We start from the raw sequence: 19,022 nt of genomic DNA on the forward strand, positions 1-19,022 counted from the left end.
TATATCTTATAAAAATACGTGAAAATTCAGAGAGAAAAATATAGTCTGCCCCAGGATAAGAAAATCATTTTTACATTAGGTATGTTTGATGGGGTTCACTTAGGGCACAGGTTTATTTTAAATTATTTAGACGAAATTGCAAAAAAAGAAGATGGAGAAACGGCAATTATGACCTTTAACCCTCATCCAAGGTTCGTATTACAACCAGATACCGATTTTCGTTTACTTACTACATTACAGGAAAAAATTAATTTATTAAGTGAATTGTCAATTCAACATTTATTTATACAGGAATTTTCTAAAGAATTCAGCAGGCTTTCATCCCTAGAATTTGTACGGGATATTTTAGTTGCTAAACTTAATATACATTCTTTGGTAGTAGGATATGATCATCAGTTTGGAAGAAATAGAGATGGTAATTTTGAGCAATTACAAACTTTTTCAGAAATGTTTGAATTTAAATTGTATCAGCTTCCTCCAATCAGTGAAAACGAAATGGTTATCAGTTCTACTAAAATAAGAAATAAAATTTTAGAAGGCGACATATCTACAGCTAATTCATGGCTGGGTTATAAATTTATTATGACGGGAAAAGTGGTGGAAGGTAATAAATTAGGTAGACAATTAGGGTTTCCAACAGCTAATATAGATATAGATGCTCAAAAAATATGTCCTAAAAACGGGGTTTATTTTGTGAAAGTTTCTTTAAAGAATAAATTTTATCACGGAATGATGAATATTGGAATGAGACCGACTGTAAACGGATTGAAGAAACAAATTGAAGTTAATATATTAGATTTTGATCAGGATATTTACGGAGAACAGCTAGAAATTCATTTTTATGATAGAGAAAGAGATGAGCAAAAATTCTCATCAATCGAGGATTTGAAAAAGCAGCTTCACACCGACAGAGAAAATACGAGAGATTATTTTAGAGAAATCAGTTAATATAAAAAATATTTGTACAAAAATTTTTTGATATTACTAAAGAATATGGTAATTATGATTAAAATTATAATGTATAAATAATATATTTCAATCTCAAAAAATCCTACATGAGTATTTTATTAGAGAGACTAAAAATTAATAGCTCATGTAGAAAATTTGTTTTAAATATAAAAATATTACCCTTAGTATACTAACTAAGACCAACAATAATAATAATTTAGTGTAACCAAGCCATTTGCTTCTAATTAATATTAAAAATAAAGCTTTATTTTATATTATAATTGAGGTTTTCCGTACTAATTTATTTTTTAATATGCCTAACTTTAAAAGTGTTGTTTAAGCTAATAAAATAAATTTATAGCTAGTAATTATTTTGTTGAATAATTAAAGATGGATTGTTTATTTATTTAAATTGCGACAGGATTTTTTAAATTTCAGAAGAAATCTTTAAGCCTTCACGTTTGTTCATATCTTCCATCATTTTTTCCATATTCTCATTTGTCCATCGATCGTATTGTTCTTTGCTTAGAGTTTTAAAACTATTTACAGGTTCTTTTAATGATGTGTTGTTTTTAAGAATCTTTATTTCAGTTAGTTCAAATTTTTTATCAGGTAATAGTAACTCAACTATCAAGCCCGGTAATCCGGTATAATTTTCAGGGCCATCTAAAACCGGTATGGATTTATCAACACAAGCATGGACTGTTTGAACTTTATTCCACATATCCTTAATTTGGGTATGATAAAGAGAACATTTCATTTGGTTAACTTGTTTGCTCTGATTTAAATTTATCCAATCTAAGCTCGCTAAATCTTCTTTAATGTTTATACCCTCACCAAAAAAAGAAGTTTGAGTTATTTTTATATTTTGGTCGAAATTTTTAAATACGATTCTGGGTATTTCTGCTTTTGCAGGATTATTTTCAAGTTGTTCATAAACAGATTTGTTATCGGAAAAAATTAGAACTGAAAAATTTTCTGATTGTTTTTTTTTTCCTGATCAGTAATATTTAATTGGGAAATTTTATAAACAGCTTTATACGTTTGACTAAAAATAAAACTACTGGTAAAAATTATTATGTTTAAAAAAAAATATTTCATTATCTGAAATCTTATTTAGTAGAATTAAAATTGTTTGAATTTTCTACTTTATTAATCTGTAATTCTACTAATAAAGGAACATTGGAACCTATTTTATTTTCGTCGCCATATAATCCGTATGCGGAAAAAGAAGGAATTAAAATTTCAGCTTTATCACCCTGACTCAATAAAAATAAAGCACTTTCAATACCCCTGATTTCTTTAAACTTACCCACTATACCTTCTTTTTTACCAATATCTGCAAAAGAATAAATAATTTCATTATTAATGGTTTTTATTTCCGCAGTGTATGACACATAATCTTTGTTTTTAATCTTAGGAAGATTGTTGGTTTTAATATATCTAATCCATATTCCTGAAGAAGTAGGTATAAAGATTTGATTAAGAGAATCTTTTTGTTTTTCAATCCAATGTGTTAGAAATTTCCGTTCGCTTTCTTCCCTGGACTTTGAATATTCACGAGAATCTTTTAAATAGTCAGAAGTAGTCTGGCTTACCGGACGAAAAACTTCTTTTTTTTGACACCCGATTAAACAAAGCAGGACTAAAATTAAATTAAATCTTTGAAATATTTTCACTTTCTAAAATATCTTTAAATTTTATAATAGTTTCAGTTATTGACATATCACTTCTGCCACCGGCAGCATTAATATGACCACCGCCATTAAAGTATTTTCTTGCAAATTGGTTTACATCAAAATTTCCTTTAGACCGAAAAGAAATTTTAATAAAGTTATTCTGCATATCTTCCATGAAAAATGCTACAAATTTGATACCGATAATAGAAAGTCCGTAGTTAACAAAGCCTTCAGTATCTCCTTTTTGATATCCAAACGACTTTAGTTGTTCTCTTGTCAATGAAAGTATAGCCGTGTTTTGTTCAGGTAAAATTTCAATGGAGTCAAGAACAGTACCTAAAAGTTTAATTCTTTCCGGTGTATTGCTATCCAACACATTAGATGCTACTATATCAGGATAGACGCCTGCTTCAATAAGATTTGAAATTATCTTATGTGTTTCAGCAGTTGTATTCCTGAACCTGAAACTTCCTGTATCTGTTAGTATTCCGGTATATAGGCAGTACGCAATGTCTTCATTAATTAATGAAGTTTTACCCAGACTTTCGATAAACTTATAAATCATCTGGCAGGTTGCCGGCTGTGAGGTGTCGGAATAAACATAGTCAAAAGGATCGGGTTCCTGATGATGATCTATCAATATCTTTACGGCCTTGGAAGAACGTAGTTTTTGATCGAGCTGATTAATTCTTGAAGCGGTGTTAAAGTCAAGACAAAAAATAATTTCAGCATTATTAAACGCAATTTCCGTGAATTTCGTTCTGTAATCTGCTATAACTATATTTTTAGCTTCAGGTAACCATTTTAGGAATTTAGGAAATTCATTGGGAACGATAATTGTTGATTCTATACCCAAAGCCTGTAAGAAATGATACAACCCCAGAGAGGAACCTATAGCATCTCCATCCGGATTCTGATGGGAAAGTATGAGTATATTTTTTTTTGTTGTCAGTAATTGTTTTATTTCAATTAACTCCTGGGATGAGAACATATAAAAAAGTTTTAGTAAAAATAGAAAAAATCACTCATTGAAGAGTGATTTTAATTTTGAATTATGAAAAAATTAGATTTTTAATAGTAATCAGAATTGGATGTTTCTCCTCCAAAATCCCATGTGAGTCCAAATCTGAGTGTATTATCTAACGCGTTATTAATTTTAGATGTGGTTATCAAATACGAAAAGTCAATTCCAAATGATTGATATTTAAGTCCTGCACCTAAAGTAACGTATTGTCTGGCTCCTCTATCTGGATTTTCATGAAAATATCCGGCTCTGAAAGCAAAAGCATTATTGAAAACATATTCTCCGGAAACGCTATAAGTAATTTCTTTACCAGCATCTTTATTTCCAAAAGAGCTAAACATACCTGAGATAAAACTCTTATCAGGAACCTGATAAGTTGAGCTACCGTCTTCGTTTGTTATTTTTTCAGGCCCGGGAACCAATAATTTTGTAGCCTCAAGGGTTAATCCGACTTTATTTTCTTCATCAATAAAAAGATCATATCCTACCCCTAAACGTAAGTTCGTAGGTAAATAACTTGAATTTTGACTATTATCTGAGTAATCCAGTTTAGGACCCATGTTAAATATTCCCCATCCAGCTCTCCATCTGCCTTCAAAATCGTTGAATGAATCAGACTTTTCAGATTGAAAATATCCGGTAACATCTACAGCAAAAGTATTAGCAGCTTTTGTTTGCGCAGAAGAGTTATCCACGTTGTTAAATAGATCAGAGCGAATATATCTTGCAGTTACAGCCATAGAGTAAACATCGGCAAGTTTTAAACCATAGGATACGTCAATGGCAAATTCATTAGGTTTAGAAATTCCTTTTCCAACAATATCGTTACCCATCAATTCATTTAATTGAATTTCTCCCATATTAAAATAGTAGACACTGGCAGCTAGAGTACTTCTTTCTTCTTCACCTAAAAAAGTATAAAAAGTACCATTCAATAAGAAAACATCATTTGTCAGTTTATTCATATATGGAGTATAAGAAACTCCGACTCCGGAATAACTTGTGCCAAAAACATATTTGGAAGGGTTCCAGTACTGAGAAAAAGCATCGGGTGAAGTAGCAACCCCCTGATCACCTAAACCACCGGAACGTGCATCTGGAGAAATCCTCAAAAAAGGAGCTCCTGTTACAATAGCTTGATATCTATTCTGAGCATTATAAAAGACAGAGCTTAGTAATCCCAGAAATAAAAAATATTTTTTCATTTAAAAAAATTTGTATTAGTAATAGTTTATAATATAATTGAATAATGCAAAATTAAATTTTATTTCAAAATAACCAATTTTTCTACTTGAGAAACTGATCCTTTACACATGTCAGATGTTCCTTTGACTTTGACCCGATAAATATATACACCTTTACCTATTTTGTCGCCAAAATCATCTAAACCGTTCCATTCTAATCCATATTTATCAGTTCGATAACCTTCATGGAAAGGTTCTGATGTAACCGTTTGATTTATGGTTTTAACCAGTTTTCCGGAAACTGTAAAAATCTGAACCTGAACTTCCAGAATATCCGGGCAATTGTGTTCGAAATGGAAGAATGTTTTAGTTGTAAAAGGATTGGGCCAGTTCAATAATCTTTTTATGATTAAACCCTGTTCACCATTTTCCATTACTATAAAGTCTAACGACGCAGTTGAAGAATTATTGTTTATATCCCAAACTTTAAATTTAATTGTATGATTTCCTGGTTCTAAATCATATAATCTATACCACACTTTCCCCTTTTGAAAATCCTTTAAATCTGGATTCAGGCAGGGAGATATTTCTCCACCTGTATAAAATTCATTTAGTATTATTGTATTATTTACATTATTATCCAAAATACCCGTTATATCGTGACCAACGCCTAGTCCCGTTGAATTTATTCCAGAGTCATCGGTTACACAAGCTAATAGATAAGGAGATCTGTCTGTAATTCCACCGTTGGCGAAATTAAGGTTGTTCATATGTAATCTTATTTTTGGACCTTCATTATCGTTAATTCCTTCAGGATTTATATCTCCTACTTTGATGTCATTTTTAAAATTAAAAGCGTCAATCAAAGAATTATCCGCATACAAGATTAATTTGCCGTTTCCTACTTCGTAATTAATATCTTTTGGTATATAGAATTCAATTTTAAATATTCCGTTTTTAACTTGTGATCCTCCTCTATAAATGGCATTGATTTGTTCTTTATATTGCATTGGAGGATTTAAATAACTATAGTTAAAGTTATTCAGTGTCTTTTTGTCAACAGGTTTATCAAATAATGTAGTTTGTATATTTCCTGAAAATGATGTATCAATAGCACCGCTTTCATTAAGAACTTCTCCCTCGAGAGTAATAAAATCCAATGCCCTTAAAGTCCCCGAAAAAGAATCGGCTTCAATACCATTTATTTTTGTTAATTTAATTTCTCTCTTTGGTTTAGCAAGCGATTGTGCAGGATCTCCTAAAAAAGCTACTTTACGATTATCTCCATCAAGAACTTCTGCTTTTGAAAGTCTTAAAGCTTCAGCCATAGAGACGTAATTTTTACCTGAATTGTCTTTGGATAAAATATTTTTCATAATTACCGGGTTCATATTGATACCGTAGTCAATATATATAGCCCGGTTTGTAGTAATTAAAGATCCGGCTCCTCCATTTTCTTTTAAATATAACATATCTCCTATAGAATTAATTCCGGGGTTATCCCAGACGGAAATATCGCAGGATACAGTAATAAACAACGGAAGTCTGGAATAATCATTTGTGAAATTTGATAAATTGAAAAGATCATCTTTAGCAAGAAGGCGATATTGAGAAATAGAAGAGGGGCCTCCATGTCCGAAATAGTTGATAATTAAGTTTCCGTTATTTAAGGCATTTTTAATAGCTTCGGTTACTTGTGGAAATCTAGCCCCTCCGGAAGTATAATCAGCTGTAAAAGCATCAATATATAATTTTCTTAATGTAAATTCGGTATGTTCTGCTTCAAAAATATTTTTAGAAATACTATTTTCAATGGTCTCGTGAAAATTATAACTGGAACGGTCAATATCAACAATGAGAGAGGTTTTCAATCTCCAGTCTCCAAAAGGGGTTCCCTGAGGAGCATTTCCATTATCGTATTTAATCGCTTTATCAATACATAAAGTTGCTTCAGAAACGTTTTTGGCTATCATTCTTCCAACAGCAATATCCAGTTGATTGGCAGATAGGTTAGCATCTTCACCAACCATGATGGCTTCATTATCATCAAGAATACTTATAAAATCATCTGAAGCAAACGAGAATTCCAGATTTCGGCTATTGTAACTTTGATAAGTGGGAATCAGATTATAACCTGTTTTTGTTTTATTTTTGAAATCATAAGATGCTGAGCCTAATAAAAGTGCATATTTAAGCTTACCGTCATCTTTATTATATAAATAACGTAAAAAATCTCGTATTCCGGCTAAGTCCTGTCCTCCCGAACTAAATTCATTATATATCTGATTAACTGTTACTACATCAACCTGAAGATTGTTCCTCGTTTTATGGAAAGTTTTTAAACGATTGGCCTGAGTAATAAATTCCGGGACTGTTATTATGATGTAATCGGAATCGGATAGGGAATGAAGTGCCTGATTAGGCATTCTTCCTACAGTTTCAGGAGTGTAGGCATGATCCGGATTGAATGCGATAAATTCGTTTTTAAAAGTAGCAGAGGAAAATTGATAAGAATACTTGTTTCCTTCTTGCGATTTTTCGAGTTTTCTGGCATTTACATAGTCAGATACATCCCATACTTCAAAAGTATTTCCGGAACTGAAATTAAAACCATAAATATTTCCGTTTTCAATATTGTCAAGAGTTCTGAAATTCATCTGGCTGCCGTTGAACTGTAATTTTTGTTTATAAATAACTTCAAAGTAATCAGGATACAACTGAGCGGAAGGATTTAAAGAATTATCAAAATTGAGTGTGAACTTTAAAAGATTATTAGTGGGTTCTAACATTTGACTTACATTTCTTAAGGAAAAGTCCAATTCATTACTAGCAGGAGTTAAGGTAGTTGAATAAACCTGAGAATCATTATACAAAATATTCACCTTGCCATTTGTGCCATTTCTGGATACCCAGTAAAATCTCCAATTGATTGTACTTTGAGCTAATGCATGCACAGGAAAATTCAGTTCCAGATTATTGCGTACTCCTAAATTTTCGCCCAGCCACATTTTGCCGACTTCATTTAGGTTCAGAGCATCTTCTTCATAAAATTGATAATCGTCATATTCTGTATATTGTGTGGAATTAGGAGTTTGATAAGAAGTTGATGAGATTCTTTTCCCCTGGGTCTGATTAATATTTATGAAATAATATGCATAATCTTCATATATATTTTTTTTATGCTTTATATTCTTTCCATTAGAACGATCCCAATAGTCAGGTCCTTGCGCATAAAAAAGAATATAATCATCATTGTTAAATACTCCGTCTTCTTCTCCAGCTACAAAAATGGCGTTTTCCTGGATGTTATCATATCTGAAGCTTGAAGTGGGTTCCGGAAGCATTTTACCACCATTCCCGAAAATTCTGATTGTTTTAGGATTTACGGAATTTACATTTATACCCAACGATTGTAAAAAATTCCGGTTAATTTTAAAAATTCCTGTTTTGTTTACTTTAATTTTAAACCAATCACCATTTTCAAAAATACTCTCAGTGCTCCCTGTTATTTTATAGTTAGTGCTTGATGTTGATAGACGTGTTGCTTTAGAGATAGTAAAGCTTTTTAACTGATAAATGGTATTCCCTGTTTTTTTAAATGTTCTAATAGATACCGAAAGTACTCGTTTTGAACGTGCTGAATTAAAGCCTGCTGCAAACTCATCATTATTAGGGAGCGAAGATATAGGCATATCCCCCAATTCAGAAAGGTTCACAGGAACCCATTGCAAATCAGTAAGAGTAATTTCACCAACATAATTTGTAGATTCAGAATAATTTAAAGTGGGTATTCCTCCCTCTAAGGAATAGTGATGATTGGAAAAGTAGGGGAACTTGCTTGATTTATTTTCTGTATCGTACGCCTCTTTAAGTCCTTCCCATTGTAAATAAATGGTTTGCGCTTTTAAAAACATACTGCAAAAAAACACTAGAATAAATATGGAGAGAAAATGTTTGTATTTTTTCATAAGAATTATTCAAATAAACGGAAAAATAATAAAAAAATTTTAATACCTGATACAATATTTTTCTTTTTGTTTGCGTTTAAGGCTACATAATAATCTATATTAGAACATAAAAATTTTTAATTTCACAATAATATATTATTTTTGCATGTTTAAAATAATGAAAATAAATACAATGAAAATAGGGAAATTCATTTTATTATTAGCAATTGTATCTTCCGTTTCTCTTACTATGGTAAGTTGTGGAGGCGGTGGAGGAAGGACCAAGCCGGGTGGTGGTACCAAAAATAGTACAAGTCTAACCGGATGGAAAGCTAATGATAGAAACGGTTGGTTTTTCAGCAACAAAAAGAAGAATGAAAAAGGATGGACAGGAATGGTTTTTGTTGAAGGAGGAACTTTCACTATGGGACTTGTTAAAGATGACGTAATGCACGATTGGAATAATACTCCTACCCGTATGCAGGTACGATCCTTTTTTATAGGCGAAACGGAGATTACTAATTATGAATACCGAATGTATGTTACCTGGTTGAAATATGTATATTCTCCAACCGAGCAGAATTATAAAGATATATACTTTGGTGCGCTTCCCGATACATTGGTCTGGAAAAATAAGTTGTCAAGAAATGATGTGTATTCGGAAGATTATTTCAGAGCACCTCAGTTTGATAATTATCCTGTTGTAGGAGTTAGCTGGCTACAGGCACAAAGATACTGTGACTGGCTTACAGACCGTGCAAACGAAAGAGAACTGATGAATAAGGGTATTATTTCTAAAGATTTCTATAATGATGCTTCCAACAACGTCGGATCTAATTCATTTAATGTAGAAAAATATAAATATAATGACCCAGGTTTAGAAGGAATTATTAATGAAGATAAAGTTGCTAAACAAAACGGTATTACAAGTAAAAATGAACGGGTAATTGCTGTAAATAAAAGTGCACAGGGTAATTTAGTTCAAAAGTTCAGACTACCTACCGAAGCTGAATGGGAATATGCTGCGCTTGCAGAAGCTGACAACCGACAGTACAATTTGGTTGAAGGTAAAGATGTTATGATTAACAAAATGCGTGGTAAAAAAGGAAGAAACAGAGGTCAGTTCCTAGATAATTTCAAATACGGACAAGGAGACTATTCCGGTATTGGTGGTTGGGGTAATGATGGAAATGCGATTACTTCAGATGTAAGGGCTTATCCTTCAAATCCTTTCGGAATTTACGGAATGTACGGGAATGTAGCTGAGTGGACACAGGATGTATACAGACCTCTTATTGATACAGATTACAATGATTTTAACTATTATAGAGGAAATGTTTATCAGCAATTTATAAACGAAGAAGGTAGTGCCGGAAGATTTAAAAAGGTAGAAGATGATAATATTCAATACGATACTTTATCTGATGGAAGAAGAATATATAAAAGTTTATCCGGTAAATTTGAAACGGAGGTTGTTGATGACTCAAGAAATTTCAGAGACGGAGATTTACAATCATCTTTAGAGGCAGGAGATGGAAGAGTAGATTCAACAGGTTCATATAATTTTTATAACTCTCCTATAAGAAACTGGACAGTAGATAAAAAAGGAAGAGTTGTACTTGAAAAAGACTCTAAAATGAGAACATCGCAAATCAGCAATGATTTAAGAGTTATTAAAGGAGGTTCTTGGAATGACACTGCATATTGGTTAGATCCGGGACAAAGAAGATATATGTTGGAAAATGAATCAGCTGTATGGGTAGGATTCAGAGTAGCTCAGGATCATAAAGGTAAAGAATCATCTTCATCTAAGACGAAAAGAGGAACCAATAATAAAATTCCTAAATAAATAGATTTTAAATAAAATTATAAATAAAAAGGCTATCCTGACAGATAGCCTTTTTTAGTAAGGACTCTGACATGTTCAAATCAGGAGATAAAGTTAAGGTAGTAGACGAAGAAGGTGTATTTGTTATTAAGCAATTACACAAAGGAACAGCTGTCCTGGAAGATCAGTATGGATTTGAAACGGAATATAGTTTGAGTAAAATATTGCCTTATATATCAGTAGATGAAACTGTAATAGGTGTTGAAATTCGTTTAGCTAAAAATAAAACGGATAAAGCTAAAAATAAATTAGTCAACAGTAAAGAAGAATGTAGAGAAATAGATCTACATATTGGTCATTTAATGGATTCTATAAAAAATGTTCAACCTCATCAAATGCTTCAAAAACAACTAAATACTGCAAAATATGAAATTGATAGAGCAAGAAAAGATCAGCTTAAAAAATTAATTCTTATTCATGGAAAGGGAAAAGGAGTTTTAAAAGAAGAAATTTATAAAATGCTTAAAACTATGGATAGAATTGAATTTTTTGAAGCAGATATTATGAAGTATCGTTTTGGAGCCGTTGAAATCAGATTTTATTAATCAGAATAATTATAAAAATGAAAAAGATTTTATTTTTTCTGTTTGTACCGATATTATGCTTTGCACAGAAGGATTATAGTTCAATACAGGCAAGTTTAGATACTATTTCCAATAGTTTAGGTGTAAATCAGAAAATCATTTTTATTAATAATACAGGTACTATTTTAAATTCAATATACCTTCATGCAGTAGCTAATTCATATTCCGGAAATAACACAGTTTTAGGAAAAAGAAAACTGGAAGACAGAAATAAATCACTGTATTTTTCTAAATTTAAGGACAGAGGAAAAATAAACGATTTACAAATAAATTTTGCAGAAAAACCAGCCCCTTTTATTCTTCGTGATTTGGAATTTTACGAAATATACCTTTTGGAGCCTTTGTTACCTAATGATTCTGTACAATTAGATCTAAAATATACAATTAAAATTCCAAGTGATAAAATATCAGGATATGGATATTCTCCAGAAAATAATTATTTGTTAAAATATTTTTTTCTCCAACCTTTGGATTTTGTTAAAGGTAAACCTCTCTTAGAAGCATATACTGACACTGAGTTTAATCCTTACAGAAATACAAAATATGAAGTTTCTATTTTATTTCCTGAGGGATTCACTATAAATTCTGACTTAATTAAGACATCAGATAATCACTTAGCTGGAGAAAATAATACGGCTATTACCCTATTCATTTCCAAAATACCTCCGGTTTCATTCAACTTTGAGATTAAGGGGAAAAAAACTGAAGTTGTTCTGGGGTATAAAGTAGAGGAAAAATTATATTCAATATATAAAAAGAATATAGAAAGAGAACTTAATTTTTTAAATGATAATCTGGGACAATTACCTTCAAAAATATTCATATCTTCAAAAGTTAAAAAAAATCAAAATTTTATAGGAATCGATGATGTTGATTTATTTGGAATAAAAGAATGGGCTTTGTTTTCGGATGAAATTAAAAGTGATTTAAAATTGTTTCAGCAAATAGCTTACGAAGTAATAAATTCTAAAATAAATGTAGATAAAAATTTAAATCATTGGATACCTAATGGGCTACTTACCTATTATCAACTTCAATATTTAAAAACATATTATAATGACACTAAATTATTAGGAGATTTACCTGATAAGTTTAAAATATTTAGCATAAAACCATTAAAATATTTTTTTATTTCTAAAGTACCATTAACTGACAGGTATAAGTTAGGTTATCGATACATAGCTACTCAAAATTATGATCAGCCTATCAATGAAAAATACCTTGAACTTAGTAACATAAATCAGTTTATCATTAGTGGTTTTAAGACAGGGCTAAGTTTTAATTTTTTATCTGAGTATTTAAATGATGATAATTTTCAAAGTTCAGTAAGACAATTAATAGATGAAAAAATCGGACAAAAGTGGCAACCTGAAGATTTAAGGAATACGTTAGAAAAGAATTCAGGAGTAGATTTAAACTGGTTTTTTCAAAATTATATTAATACAAATGACAGGATAAATTTCAAAATCTTAAAATTTCATTCCAAGAATGAAGATAGTATTGATATAAAAATTAAAAATAAAACAGCATTGCCTGTGCCTATTTTAATTAGTGGAGAAAAAAAAGGAGAAGTTGTGAATCAGAAATGGATTTTTTCTACCCAAAAAGATTCATTATATACTTTTCCTAAAGGAAATTACAATCAGTTATCTATAAACAGGAACTATTTATTCCCCGAAATTAATGACAATGATAATATTTTGAATACGGAAGGAGTTTTCAAAAACCGAAAACGGATACAAATGAAATTCTATGCTGATGTTGATAACCCAAATTATAATCAAATATTTTACGAGCCGAAACTTAAATGGAATGATTATGATAAATTTATAATTGGGTTACGTTTTTACAATCGCTCTCCTTTTTCCAGACCTTTTGAGTATTCAATTGCTCCTACCTATTCAACAGGAACCAATAGCTTAACAGGGAGCGCTGTATTTAATTATAATTATGACATGGAAAAAGGTTTGTTCCGTAGAATTGCACTAAGTTCGGGATATAATTATTATCATTACGATAAAAATTTATCATATAAAAAATATTCTGCAGGTTTAGGACTGATATTTAAAAAAAGGCCCCGTTCTGAAATTAATCAGGTAATAGGTTTATCTTTTAATAGTGTTGATAGAGAAAGAAATCCCAATAAATTTACAAATTCTAACGATTATTCACAATATAATTTACTAGATATTTCGTATACTTATTCAGATAAAAAAGTAATAAATGAATGGTCTGGTAAATTAGATTTTCAACATTCGAATTTATTTAATAAAGTTAGTTCAGAGATTTATTACCGTCATGAATATGCACCCAATAAAAAAATAACTCTAAGATTTTTCGGAGGATATTTTTTAAATAACAAATCCAATTCAACTTATTTTGATTTTGGTATTGACCATATAACAGATTATAGTTTTAATTATGTAGACTATTTGGGAAGGTCAGCTACCAGTGGTTTGCTATATCAGCAATATATTATGGCTGAAGGAGGATTTAAATCAATGGTCGATAAATCTGCCAGTAAATGGATAACAGCTATAAACGGTGAAATACATCTATGGAAACCTTTTGATTTATATGCTGATGTAGGTGTATATCAAGGGATGGGAAAATCCAATCGTTTTGTATATGATACAGGTGTTAAATTAAAAATTATACCTGATTTTCTTGAGTTATATTTCCCAATACAATCAACATTAGGATTTGAACCTGGTAAAGATAAATATTTATCTCATATCAGATTTACATTTAACCTTAACTTACAGGCAGCTATCAGCCATTTTAGAAGAGGTTGGTATTAAGAAGTAACCGTTGATTTTTCGTATATATCTACTAAAACAGCTATTAATTCATCAATTTCTTCTTTCGTGTTGTAATGACTAAAAGAAATTCTTAATGTGGTTGTATCCTTTAAGTCTTCCAAAGAATATAACTGAAGCATAGTATTGGACGGTTTGGCTGCTCCTGAGGCACAGGCACTGCCTTGAGAGACCGCTATACCTTTCATGTCAAGTTGAAATCCGACCATAGTATTCGGAAATGGTAATAAAACACTAATTAAAGTATATATGCTTTTGTCCATGACATTGCTGTAACCGTTGAATTTAACACCGGGTATTTTTTTTGATAGGGACTCCAGAGTATATACTTTTAGATCTTCAATAATTTTTCTTCTCTCATTAAGTTCATTAAGTGCTAGTTCTAAAGATTTTCCAAGACCGATAATACCATAGATATTCTCTGTTCCTGCACGCATATTTCTTTCCTGAGCACCACCTGTAGTTATTCCCTTTAAATGAGAGGCTTTTCTTATAAAAGCAAAACCAGCACCTTTAGGACCGTGAAATTTATGCGCACTGCAAGAGGCAAAATCGATAGGTATTTCAGAAAAATTTAACGGATAATGTCCAACAGTTTGTACAGTATCAGAATGAAATAAAGCATTGTTATTTTTGCATAAAACAGCTACTTCTTTTAAGTCAATTAAATTACCTACTTCATTATTTGCATGCATTATGGAGACTAAAGTCGGTACAGAGTCTTGTAAAAGTTCTTCCAAAAAGTCTAAATCTAAATCACCTTGAGCATTTTTTACAGGAATAAATAGTATTTCCAGTTCCGGGTGTTTTTCTTTAATATCACGTACTGTTTCTGTAACACACTTGTGTTCTAGAGGAGAAGTTATGATTCTTTTAATACCCAAATTTTCAACACTTGAACGTATAATAAGATTATTGGATTCTGTTCCGCAGGATGTAAAAATAATTTCACCTGAAGATACTCCTAAACTTCTGGCTATAAATTTTCGTACTGATTCAATTTTGGATTTACCTTCCTGCCCAAAGCTGTGAATGGATGATGGGTTTCCAAAATCATCTTTGAGAGATTCTGTCATAGCATCAATTACACGATGATCTATAATAGTTGAGGCGGCACTATCCAAATATATCTTTTTCATCTGATTAAGTCTTATTACTGTTTTAAAATAAGCAACTCAGTGCTTAGTGTTTTATTAATTTCTATGACCATATAAGGAAGGGCAATGGCCATAGTACTTATAGTAGGTCCATTAAAACTTTTAGAATGCAAAGTTACTACAATTTTACCCTCTTTAGGTTCTACTTTTTCAAGTTGAAAATCTAGTCCTCCGCTATTCTGCTTACCGAAGGTGATAAAAATATAACTTTTATCAGGATTAAATTCAGGATATTCAATAGGGTATTGATTTTGTTTTAATCGCGTAAATAGAGCGTCATATTTGCTTTTATCACTGATTACAGTTTCTGAATATTCAGAAATATCTCCATAATCTCCGGAATCAATTATTGTGTATTCAAATTTAGGTTCCGAGTTCATATTATTGGATTTACAGTTACTTACAAAAATAACGGTAAAAAAAGTTAAAAATAAAAAAACTACCTTTTTCATTGTAAAGATTTCCACATCACAAAGATAAAAAATATCTTTAAATGAATGTGGAAATCTAAATAATGGTATAACTGTTTTAAAAATGTAACTTTTATTAAAAGTCTTTATAATCAATTAAAAAGTAAATGATTGATTTAATTTATTTTTAATTATAAGCTTATAAAAGCGTTTATCTGCAGGATCTTTTTTATTGACAGCTCTGACAATCTCTATTTTTTGTTCTTGCGGGTCAATATAATCAGAAACTTTTATAGGTTTTAAATCTTCAATGATTGCAGGATCATTAATCCATGCCTGTAATTCTTTTGGAGCAATTAGAAGAGTCATAGCCCATCCTTTATCTGTTGTCTGTACATCCTTAATTTCTAATATTTCGTAACTACCAACAAAAAACATACTGGATGTCTTTTCATCATGTAGACGTTTTCCTGCTTTGGTAAGGTAGTAAATAGTATCATTTTTTTCCATAATACCCATTTTGATTAAAGCATCAAACATTTTTTTATTTTTCTTGATGCTAAAAATACTGTCTTTCACAGAAGCGGGAAATTTTTTAAAAATATCACTACTTACAAATGCCTTTTTTTGGAGTTCATCTTTTAATATAATAGTAAGATCTTTTTTATCAGGAGCTTTTGAGCAGCTGGATAAAGTTAGAACAGACAGAATAATAGTAAATATAAGTATGGTTAATTTTTTCATTTTTTTTAATTTAAATTTTCAGTAATTATTTTACCGTCTAAGACATCATGAGCCCGTTCCAGATCAATTTCTTTTTCCCACTTGGCAACTACAATAGTGGCAGCGGAGTTTCCAATTAGATTAGTGATAGCTCTGGCTTCACTCATAAATCGGTCAATTCCAAAAATAAGAGCAACAGCCTCAACAGGAACATGGCCTACTACCGGAAGGGTTGCAGCTAATGTAATAAAGCCTCCTCCGGTAACAGCAGCAGCACCTTTAGATGTTAACAACAGGACAAGTAACAAGGTAATTTCCTGTTCTATGCCTAAATGCATATCCAGAGCCTGAGAAATAAATACAGCTGCCATAGTCAAATAAATACAGGTTCCATCAAGATTAAAAGAATATCCGGTAGGGATTACTAAGCCAACAACTGATTTGGAACATCCCATATTTTCAAGCTTTTTCATAACCCCGGGCAGGGCAGATTCAGAAGAAGAAGTACCTAATACTATTAATAATTCTTCTTTGATATATTTTAAAAGTTTAAATATGCTGAATTTATTATAATATAAGACTCCGCCGATAACTAAAAATATAAAAATTATACAGGTTGCATAAAAGCTGACCATTAGCATGCCGAGATTCACCAGAGAACTTAATCCATATCTGCCAATAGTATATCCCATAGCTCCCATGGCACCTAAAGGAGCTAAATACATTATGATTTTAATAATAGTAAATAATCCATCAAGAAAAGACTGCATAACATTCAAAACGGGCTGAGATGCCTTAGGACCAATTTTAGTAAGGGCAATTCCAAATAATACAGCAAATACCAAAACCTGTAACAGATTATTGGAGGCTATGGAAGCGATAACATTTTCCGGTATCATGTCGAGCAAAAAATTAATGGTACTATTATCTTCACTTTTACTTTGCTCAATGTATTTACCAACGGAAGAAGAGTCAAGTGAGGCAGCATTTACATGCATTCCGTCTCCGGGCTTAAGAATGTTTACAAAAACAAGACCTATAATTAGGGCTATAGTGGTTAATACTTCAAAGTAAATAATAGCAGTAGCACCAACTTTGCCCACTTTCTTGATATCTTCCATTCCTGCAATACCTAAAACTATAGTACAGAAAATTAAAGGACCGACTACCATTTTAATTAGTTTGATAAATCCTTGTGCTAAAGGATTTAATTTTTCAGCAAGTCCAGGTATATGGGCATTTACATCGTTAATAGGATCAATCTGAACAGTATAGCTGGGATAATAATACCCTAATACTATACCAATGATAATAGCAACGATTACCTGGACATAGAGGCTTTTAAATATTTTCATTCCTGTGTTATTTTATTTCGTTGGAATGTATAAATTTTTAGGATACTTTAATTAAAATTTATTACATTTTAATTAAAAAAAACTTCATTGTTTTTTAAATTATTGATTTATAGTTTATTATTTATAGCTATGATTAGGCTATGAAAGAATATTTTTTGTTATTAGCTATAAAAATGCAATCAATTTTCAACCATATTACCATTAAAATAAGTAAGCTAAAGTAGAATAAAGGTCAAAAATGAAAAAAATAATGTAAATTTATAAGTTGATAAAATCATTTAATAATTTTGATTATAAATAATTAACCATGAAACTTACTATATTGGGATTTAATTCAGCAATTCCGACTGTTCGTTCGCATCCCACATCGCAATTATTAGTTACCCGTAACCGACATTTTTTAATTGATTGTGGAGAAGGAACTCAGGTCCAGTTAAGGAAAGCTCAAGCTAAGTTTTCAAAAATAGACCATATTTTCATATCCCATCTTCATGGAGATCATGTATTTGGACTCATAGGACTTATTTCATCTTTTAATTTACTTGGAAGAAAAAAAGCGATGAATATTTATGGTCCTAAAGGAATTAAAGAATTAATTGAAACGCAGTTAAGATTAACCGAAAGCCATAAGAGCTATTCTTTAAATTTTATAGAATTAACTTCAACACAAAGTGAATTGATATATGAGGATGAGAAGGTCATGATTTATACCATACCTTTATATCACAGAATTTATACTAATGGATTCTTATTCAAAGAAAAAACTCGTTTGAGAAGACTTAACATGGAAGTTATAGAACAGTATCCGGAAATTCAAATTTGTGATTATCAAAACCTGAAGATGGGTAAAGATTTTGTTTCTGAAGAAGGAAAAGTAATTAAAAACGAAAATTTGACATTACCTCCAAAGCATTCGTACAGTTATGCTTATTGTTCAGATACTATGTTTAATATGAACGTTGTTCCAATAATTGAAGGAACAGATGTTCTGTATCATGAATCTACTTTTTTAGGAGATTTGGAAGATTTAGCATATAAAACTGGTCATAGCACCTCTTTACAGGCGGCGACAATAGCTAAAAATGCTCATGTTAAAAATTTGATTTTAGGTCATTTCTCAAACAGGTATACTGAACTTTCCGTTTTTAGAGATGAAGCTTGCTCTGTTTTTCCAAATACATGGTTGCCTGAAGAACTGAAAACATTTGATTTTAAAGATATATGTAACATATTAGAATAATGCAAAAAAGTTTATTGTAGATAGTATATAAATAAAAATTCAGGAATATAAATTTTATATCTCC

Annotated in this window: 13 protein-coding genes and 1 pseudogene; 5 read left to right on the forward strand and 9 right to left on the reverse strand. The window is 30.9% G+C overall.

Annotation, left to right across the window (positions count from 1 at the left end; translation table 11 throughout):
- Window positions 1-18: 18 nt before the first annotated feature.
- Window positions 19-948 (forward strand): bifunctional riboflavin kinase/FAD synthetase, encoded by a 930-nt coding sequence (locus EOV51_RS08875; protein WP_228427609.1) that lies wholly within the window; start codon window positions 19-21, stop codon window positions 946-948.
- Window positions 949-1,375: 427 nt separating this feature from the next.
- Here EOV51_RS08875 and EOV51_RS08880 read toward each other — a convergent pair.
- The 5 genes and pseudogenes from EOV51_RS08880 to porU form a co-directional block, all read right to left on the reverse strand.
- Window positions 1,376-1,924: pseudogene (locus EOV51_RS08880) on the reverse strand (GLPGLI family protein); the annotation flags it as partial.
- A 136-nt stretch (window positions 1,925-2,060) separates the two neighbouring features.
- Window positions 2,061-2,627 (reverse strand): FKBP-type peptidyl-prolyl cis-trans isomerase, encoded by a 567-nt coding sequence (locus tag EOV51_RS08885; protein ID WP_128151950.1) that lies wholly within the window; start codon window positions 2,625-2,627, stop codon window positions 2,061-2,063.
- On the reverse strand, window positions 2,605-3,618 hold the full coding sequence (locus EOV51_RS08890) for a DHH family phosphoesterase (protein WP_128151952.1): 1,014 nt from the start codon (window positions 3,616-3,618) through the stop codon (window positions 2,605-2,607). The genes EOV51_RS08885 and EOV51_RS08890 overlap by 23 nt, the downstream gene beginning before the upstream one ends.
- Before the next feature lie 80 nt (window positions 3,619-3,698).
- Window positions 3,699-4,856 carry a type IX secretion system outer membrane channel protein PorV gene (gene porV / locus EOV51_RS08895; protein WP_128151954.1) on the reverse strand — a complete coding sequence of 386 codons (1,158 nt, stop codon included), beginning with the start codon at window positions 4,854-4,856 and terminating at the stop codon, window positions 3,699-3,701.
- A gap of 59 nt (window positions 4,857-4,915) precedes the next feature.
- The gene (gene porU, locus EOV51_RS08900) at window positions 4,916-8,803 is read right to left on the reverse strand and encodes a type IX secretion system sortase PorU (protein ID WP_128151956.1); all 3,888 of its coding nucleotides are present in this window, start codon (window positions 8,801-8,803) and stop codon (window positions 4,916-4,918) included.
- A 172-nt stretch (window positions 8,804-8,975) separates the two neighbouring features.
- On the opposite strand from porU, the gene gldJ reads away from it, so the two are divergent.
- The 3 genes from gldJ to EOV51_RS08915 all read left to right on the forward strand — a co-directional run bounded on the left by gldJ (window position 8,976) and on the right by EOV51_RS08915 (window position 14,055).
- Window positions 8,976-10,631: a gliding motility lipoprotein GldJ gene (gldJ, locus tag EOV51_RS08905; protein ID WP_128153333.1), complete on the forward strand. Its 1,656-nt coding sequence runs from the start codon at window positions 8,976-8,978 to the stop codon at window positions 10,629-10,631.
- A 71-nt stretch (window positions 10,632-10,702) separates the two neighbouring features.
- Window positions 10,703-11,215: a Smr/MutS family protein gene (locus tag EOV51_RS08910; protein WP_128151958.1), complete on the forward strand. Its 513-nt coding sequence runs from the start codon at window positions 10,703-10,705 to the stop codon at window positions 11,213-11,215.
- A gap of 17 nt (window positions 11,216-11,232) precedes the next feature.
- Window positions 11,233-14,055, forward strand: a complete 2,823-nt coding sequence (locus EOV51_RS08915; protein WP_128151960.1) for a gluzincin family metallopeptidase — start codon at window positions 11,233-11,235, stop codon at window positions 14,053-14,055.
- Here EOV51_RS08915 and EOV51_RS08920 read toward each other — a convergent pair.
- The 4 genes from EOV51_RS08920 to dctA form a co-directional block, all read right to left on the reverse strand.
- A complete protein-coding gene (locus EOV51_RS08920) occupies window positions 14,052-15,212 on the reverse strand; it encodes a cysteine desulfurase family protein (protein WP_128151962.1) in 1,161 nt (386 codons plus the stop codon). The two genes, EOV51_RS08915 and EOV51_RS08920, sit on opposite strands and share 4 nt — an antisense overlap.
- Before the next feature lie 14 nt (window positions 15,213-15,226).
- On the reverse strand, window positions 15,227-15,610 hold the full coding sequence (locus EOV51_RS08925) for a protease complex subunit PrcB family protein (protein ID WP_164875272.1): 384 nt from the start codon (window positions 15,608-15,610) through the stop codon (window positions 15,227-15,229).
- A 186-nt stretch (window positions 15,611-15,796) separates the two neighbouring features.
- A complete protein-coding gene (locus EOV51_RS08930; protein WP_128151966.1) occupies window positions 15,797-16,384 on the reverse strand; it encodes a hypothetical protein in 588 nt (195 codons plus the stop codon).
- 5 nt (window positions 16,385-16,389) lie between these two features.
- Window positions 16,390-17,718, reverse strand: coding sequence for a C4-dicarboxylate transporter DctA (dctA, locus tag EOV51_RS08935; RefSeq protein ID WP_128151968.1), 1,329 nt, complete (start codon window positions 17,716-17,718; stop codon window positions 16,390-16,392).
- Window positions 17,719-18,025: 307 nt separating this feature from the next.
- Between dctA and EOV51_RS08940 the strand changes: the two genes are divergently transcribed.
- On the forward strand, window positions 18,026-18,958 hold the full coding sequence (locus EOV51_RS08940) for a ribonuclease Z (protein WP_128151970.1): 933 nt from the start codon (window positions 18,026-18,028) through the stop codon (window positions 18,956-18,958).
- The last annotated feature ends 64 nt before the right edge of the window (window positions 18,959-19,022 follow it).

Source organism: Apibacter raozihei, from assembly GCF_004014855.1.
GTDB lineage: Bacteria > Bacteroidota > Bacteroidia > Flavobacteriales > Weeksellaceae > Apibacter > Apibacter raozihei.

What these genes read in the sequence shown, in the direction of transcription:
- EOV51_RS08890 (WP_128151952.1), bottom strand. Translation starts at nt 3,618, where the DNA reads ATGTTCTCATCCCAGGAGTTAATTGAAATAAAACAATTACTGACAACA.
- porV (WP_128151954.1), bottom strand. Translation starts at nt 4,856, where the DNA reads ATGAAAAAATATTTTTTATTTCTGGGATTACTAAGCTCTGTCTTTTAT.
- porU (WP_128151956.1), bottom strand. Translation starts at nt 8,803, where the DNA reads ATGAAAAAATACAAACATTTTCTCTCCATATTTATTCTAGTGTTTTTT.
- gldJ (WP_128153333.1), top strand. Translation starts at nt 8,976, where the DNA reads ATGAAAATAGGGAAATTCATTTTATTATTAGCAATTGTATCTTCCGTT.
- EOV51_RS08910 (WP_128151958.1), top strand. Translation starts at nt 10,703, where the DNA reads ATGTTCAAATCAGGAGATAAAGTTAAGGTAGTAGACGAAGAAGGTGTA.
- EOV51_RS08915 (WP_128151960.1), top strand. Translation starts at nt 11,233, where the DNA reads ATGAAAAAGATTTTATTTTTTCTGTTTGTACCGATATTATGCTTTGCA.
- EOV51_RS08920 (WP_128151962.1), bottom strand. Translation starts at nt 15,212, where the DNA reads ATGAAAAAGATATATTTGGATAGTGCCGCCTCAACTATTATAGATCAT.
- EOV51_RS08925 (WP_164875272.1), bottom strand. Translation starts at nt 15,610, where the DNA reads ATGAACTCGGAACCTAAATTTGAATACACAATAATTGATTCCGGAGAT.
- EOV51_RS08930 (WP_128151966.1), bottom strand. Translation starts at nt 16,384, where the DNA reads ATGAAAAAATTAACCATACTTATATTTACTATTATTCTGTCTGTTCTA.
- dctA (WP_128151968.1), bottom strand. Translation starts at nt 17,718, where the DNA reads ATGAAAATATTTAAAAGCCTCTATGTCCAGGTAATCGTTGCTATTATC.
- EOV51_RS08940 (WP_128151970.1), top strand. Translation starts at nt 18,026, where the DNA reads ATGAAACTTACTATATTGGGATTTAATTCAGCAATTCCGACTGTTCGT.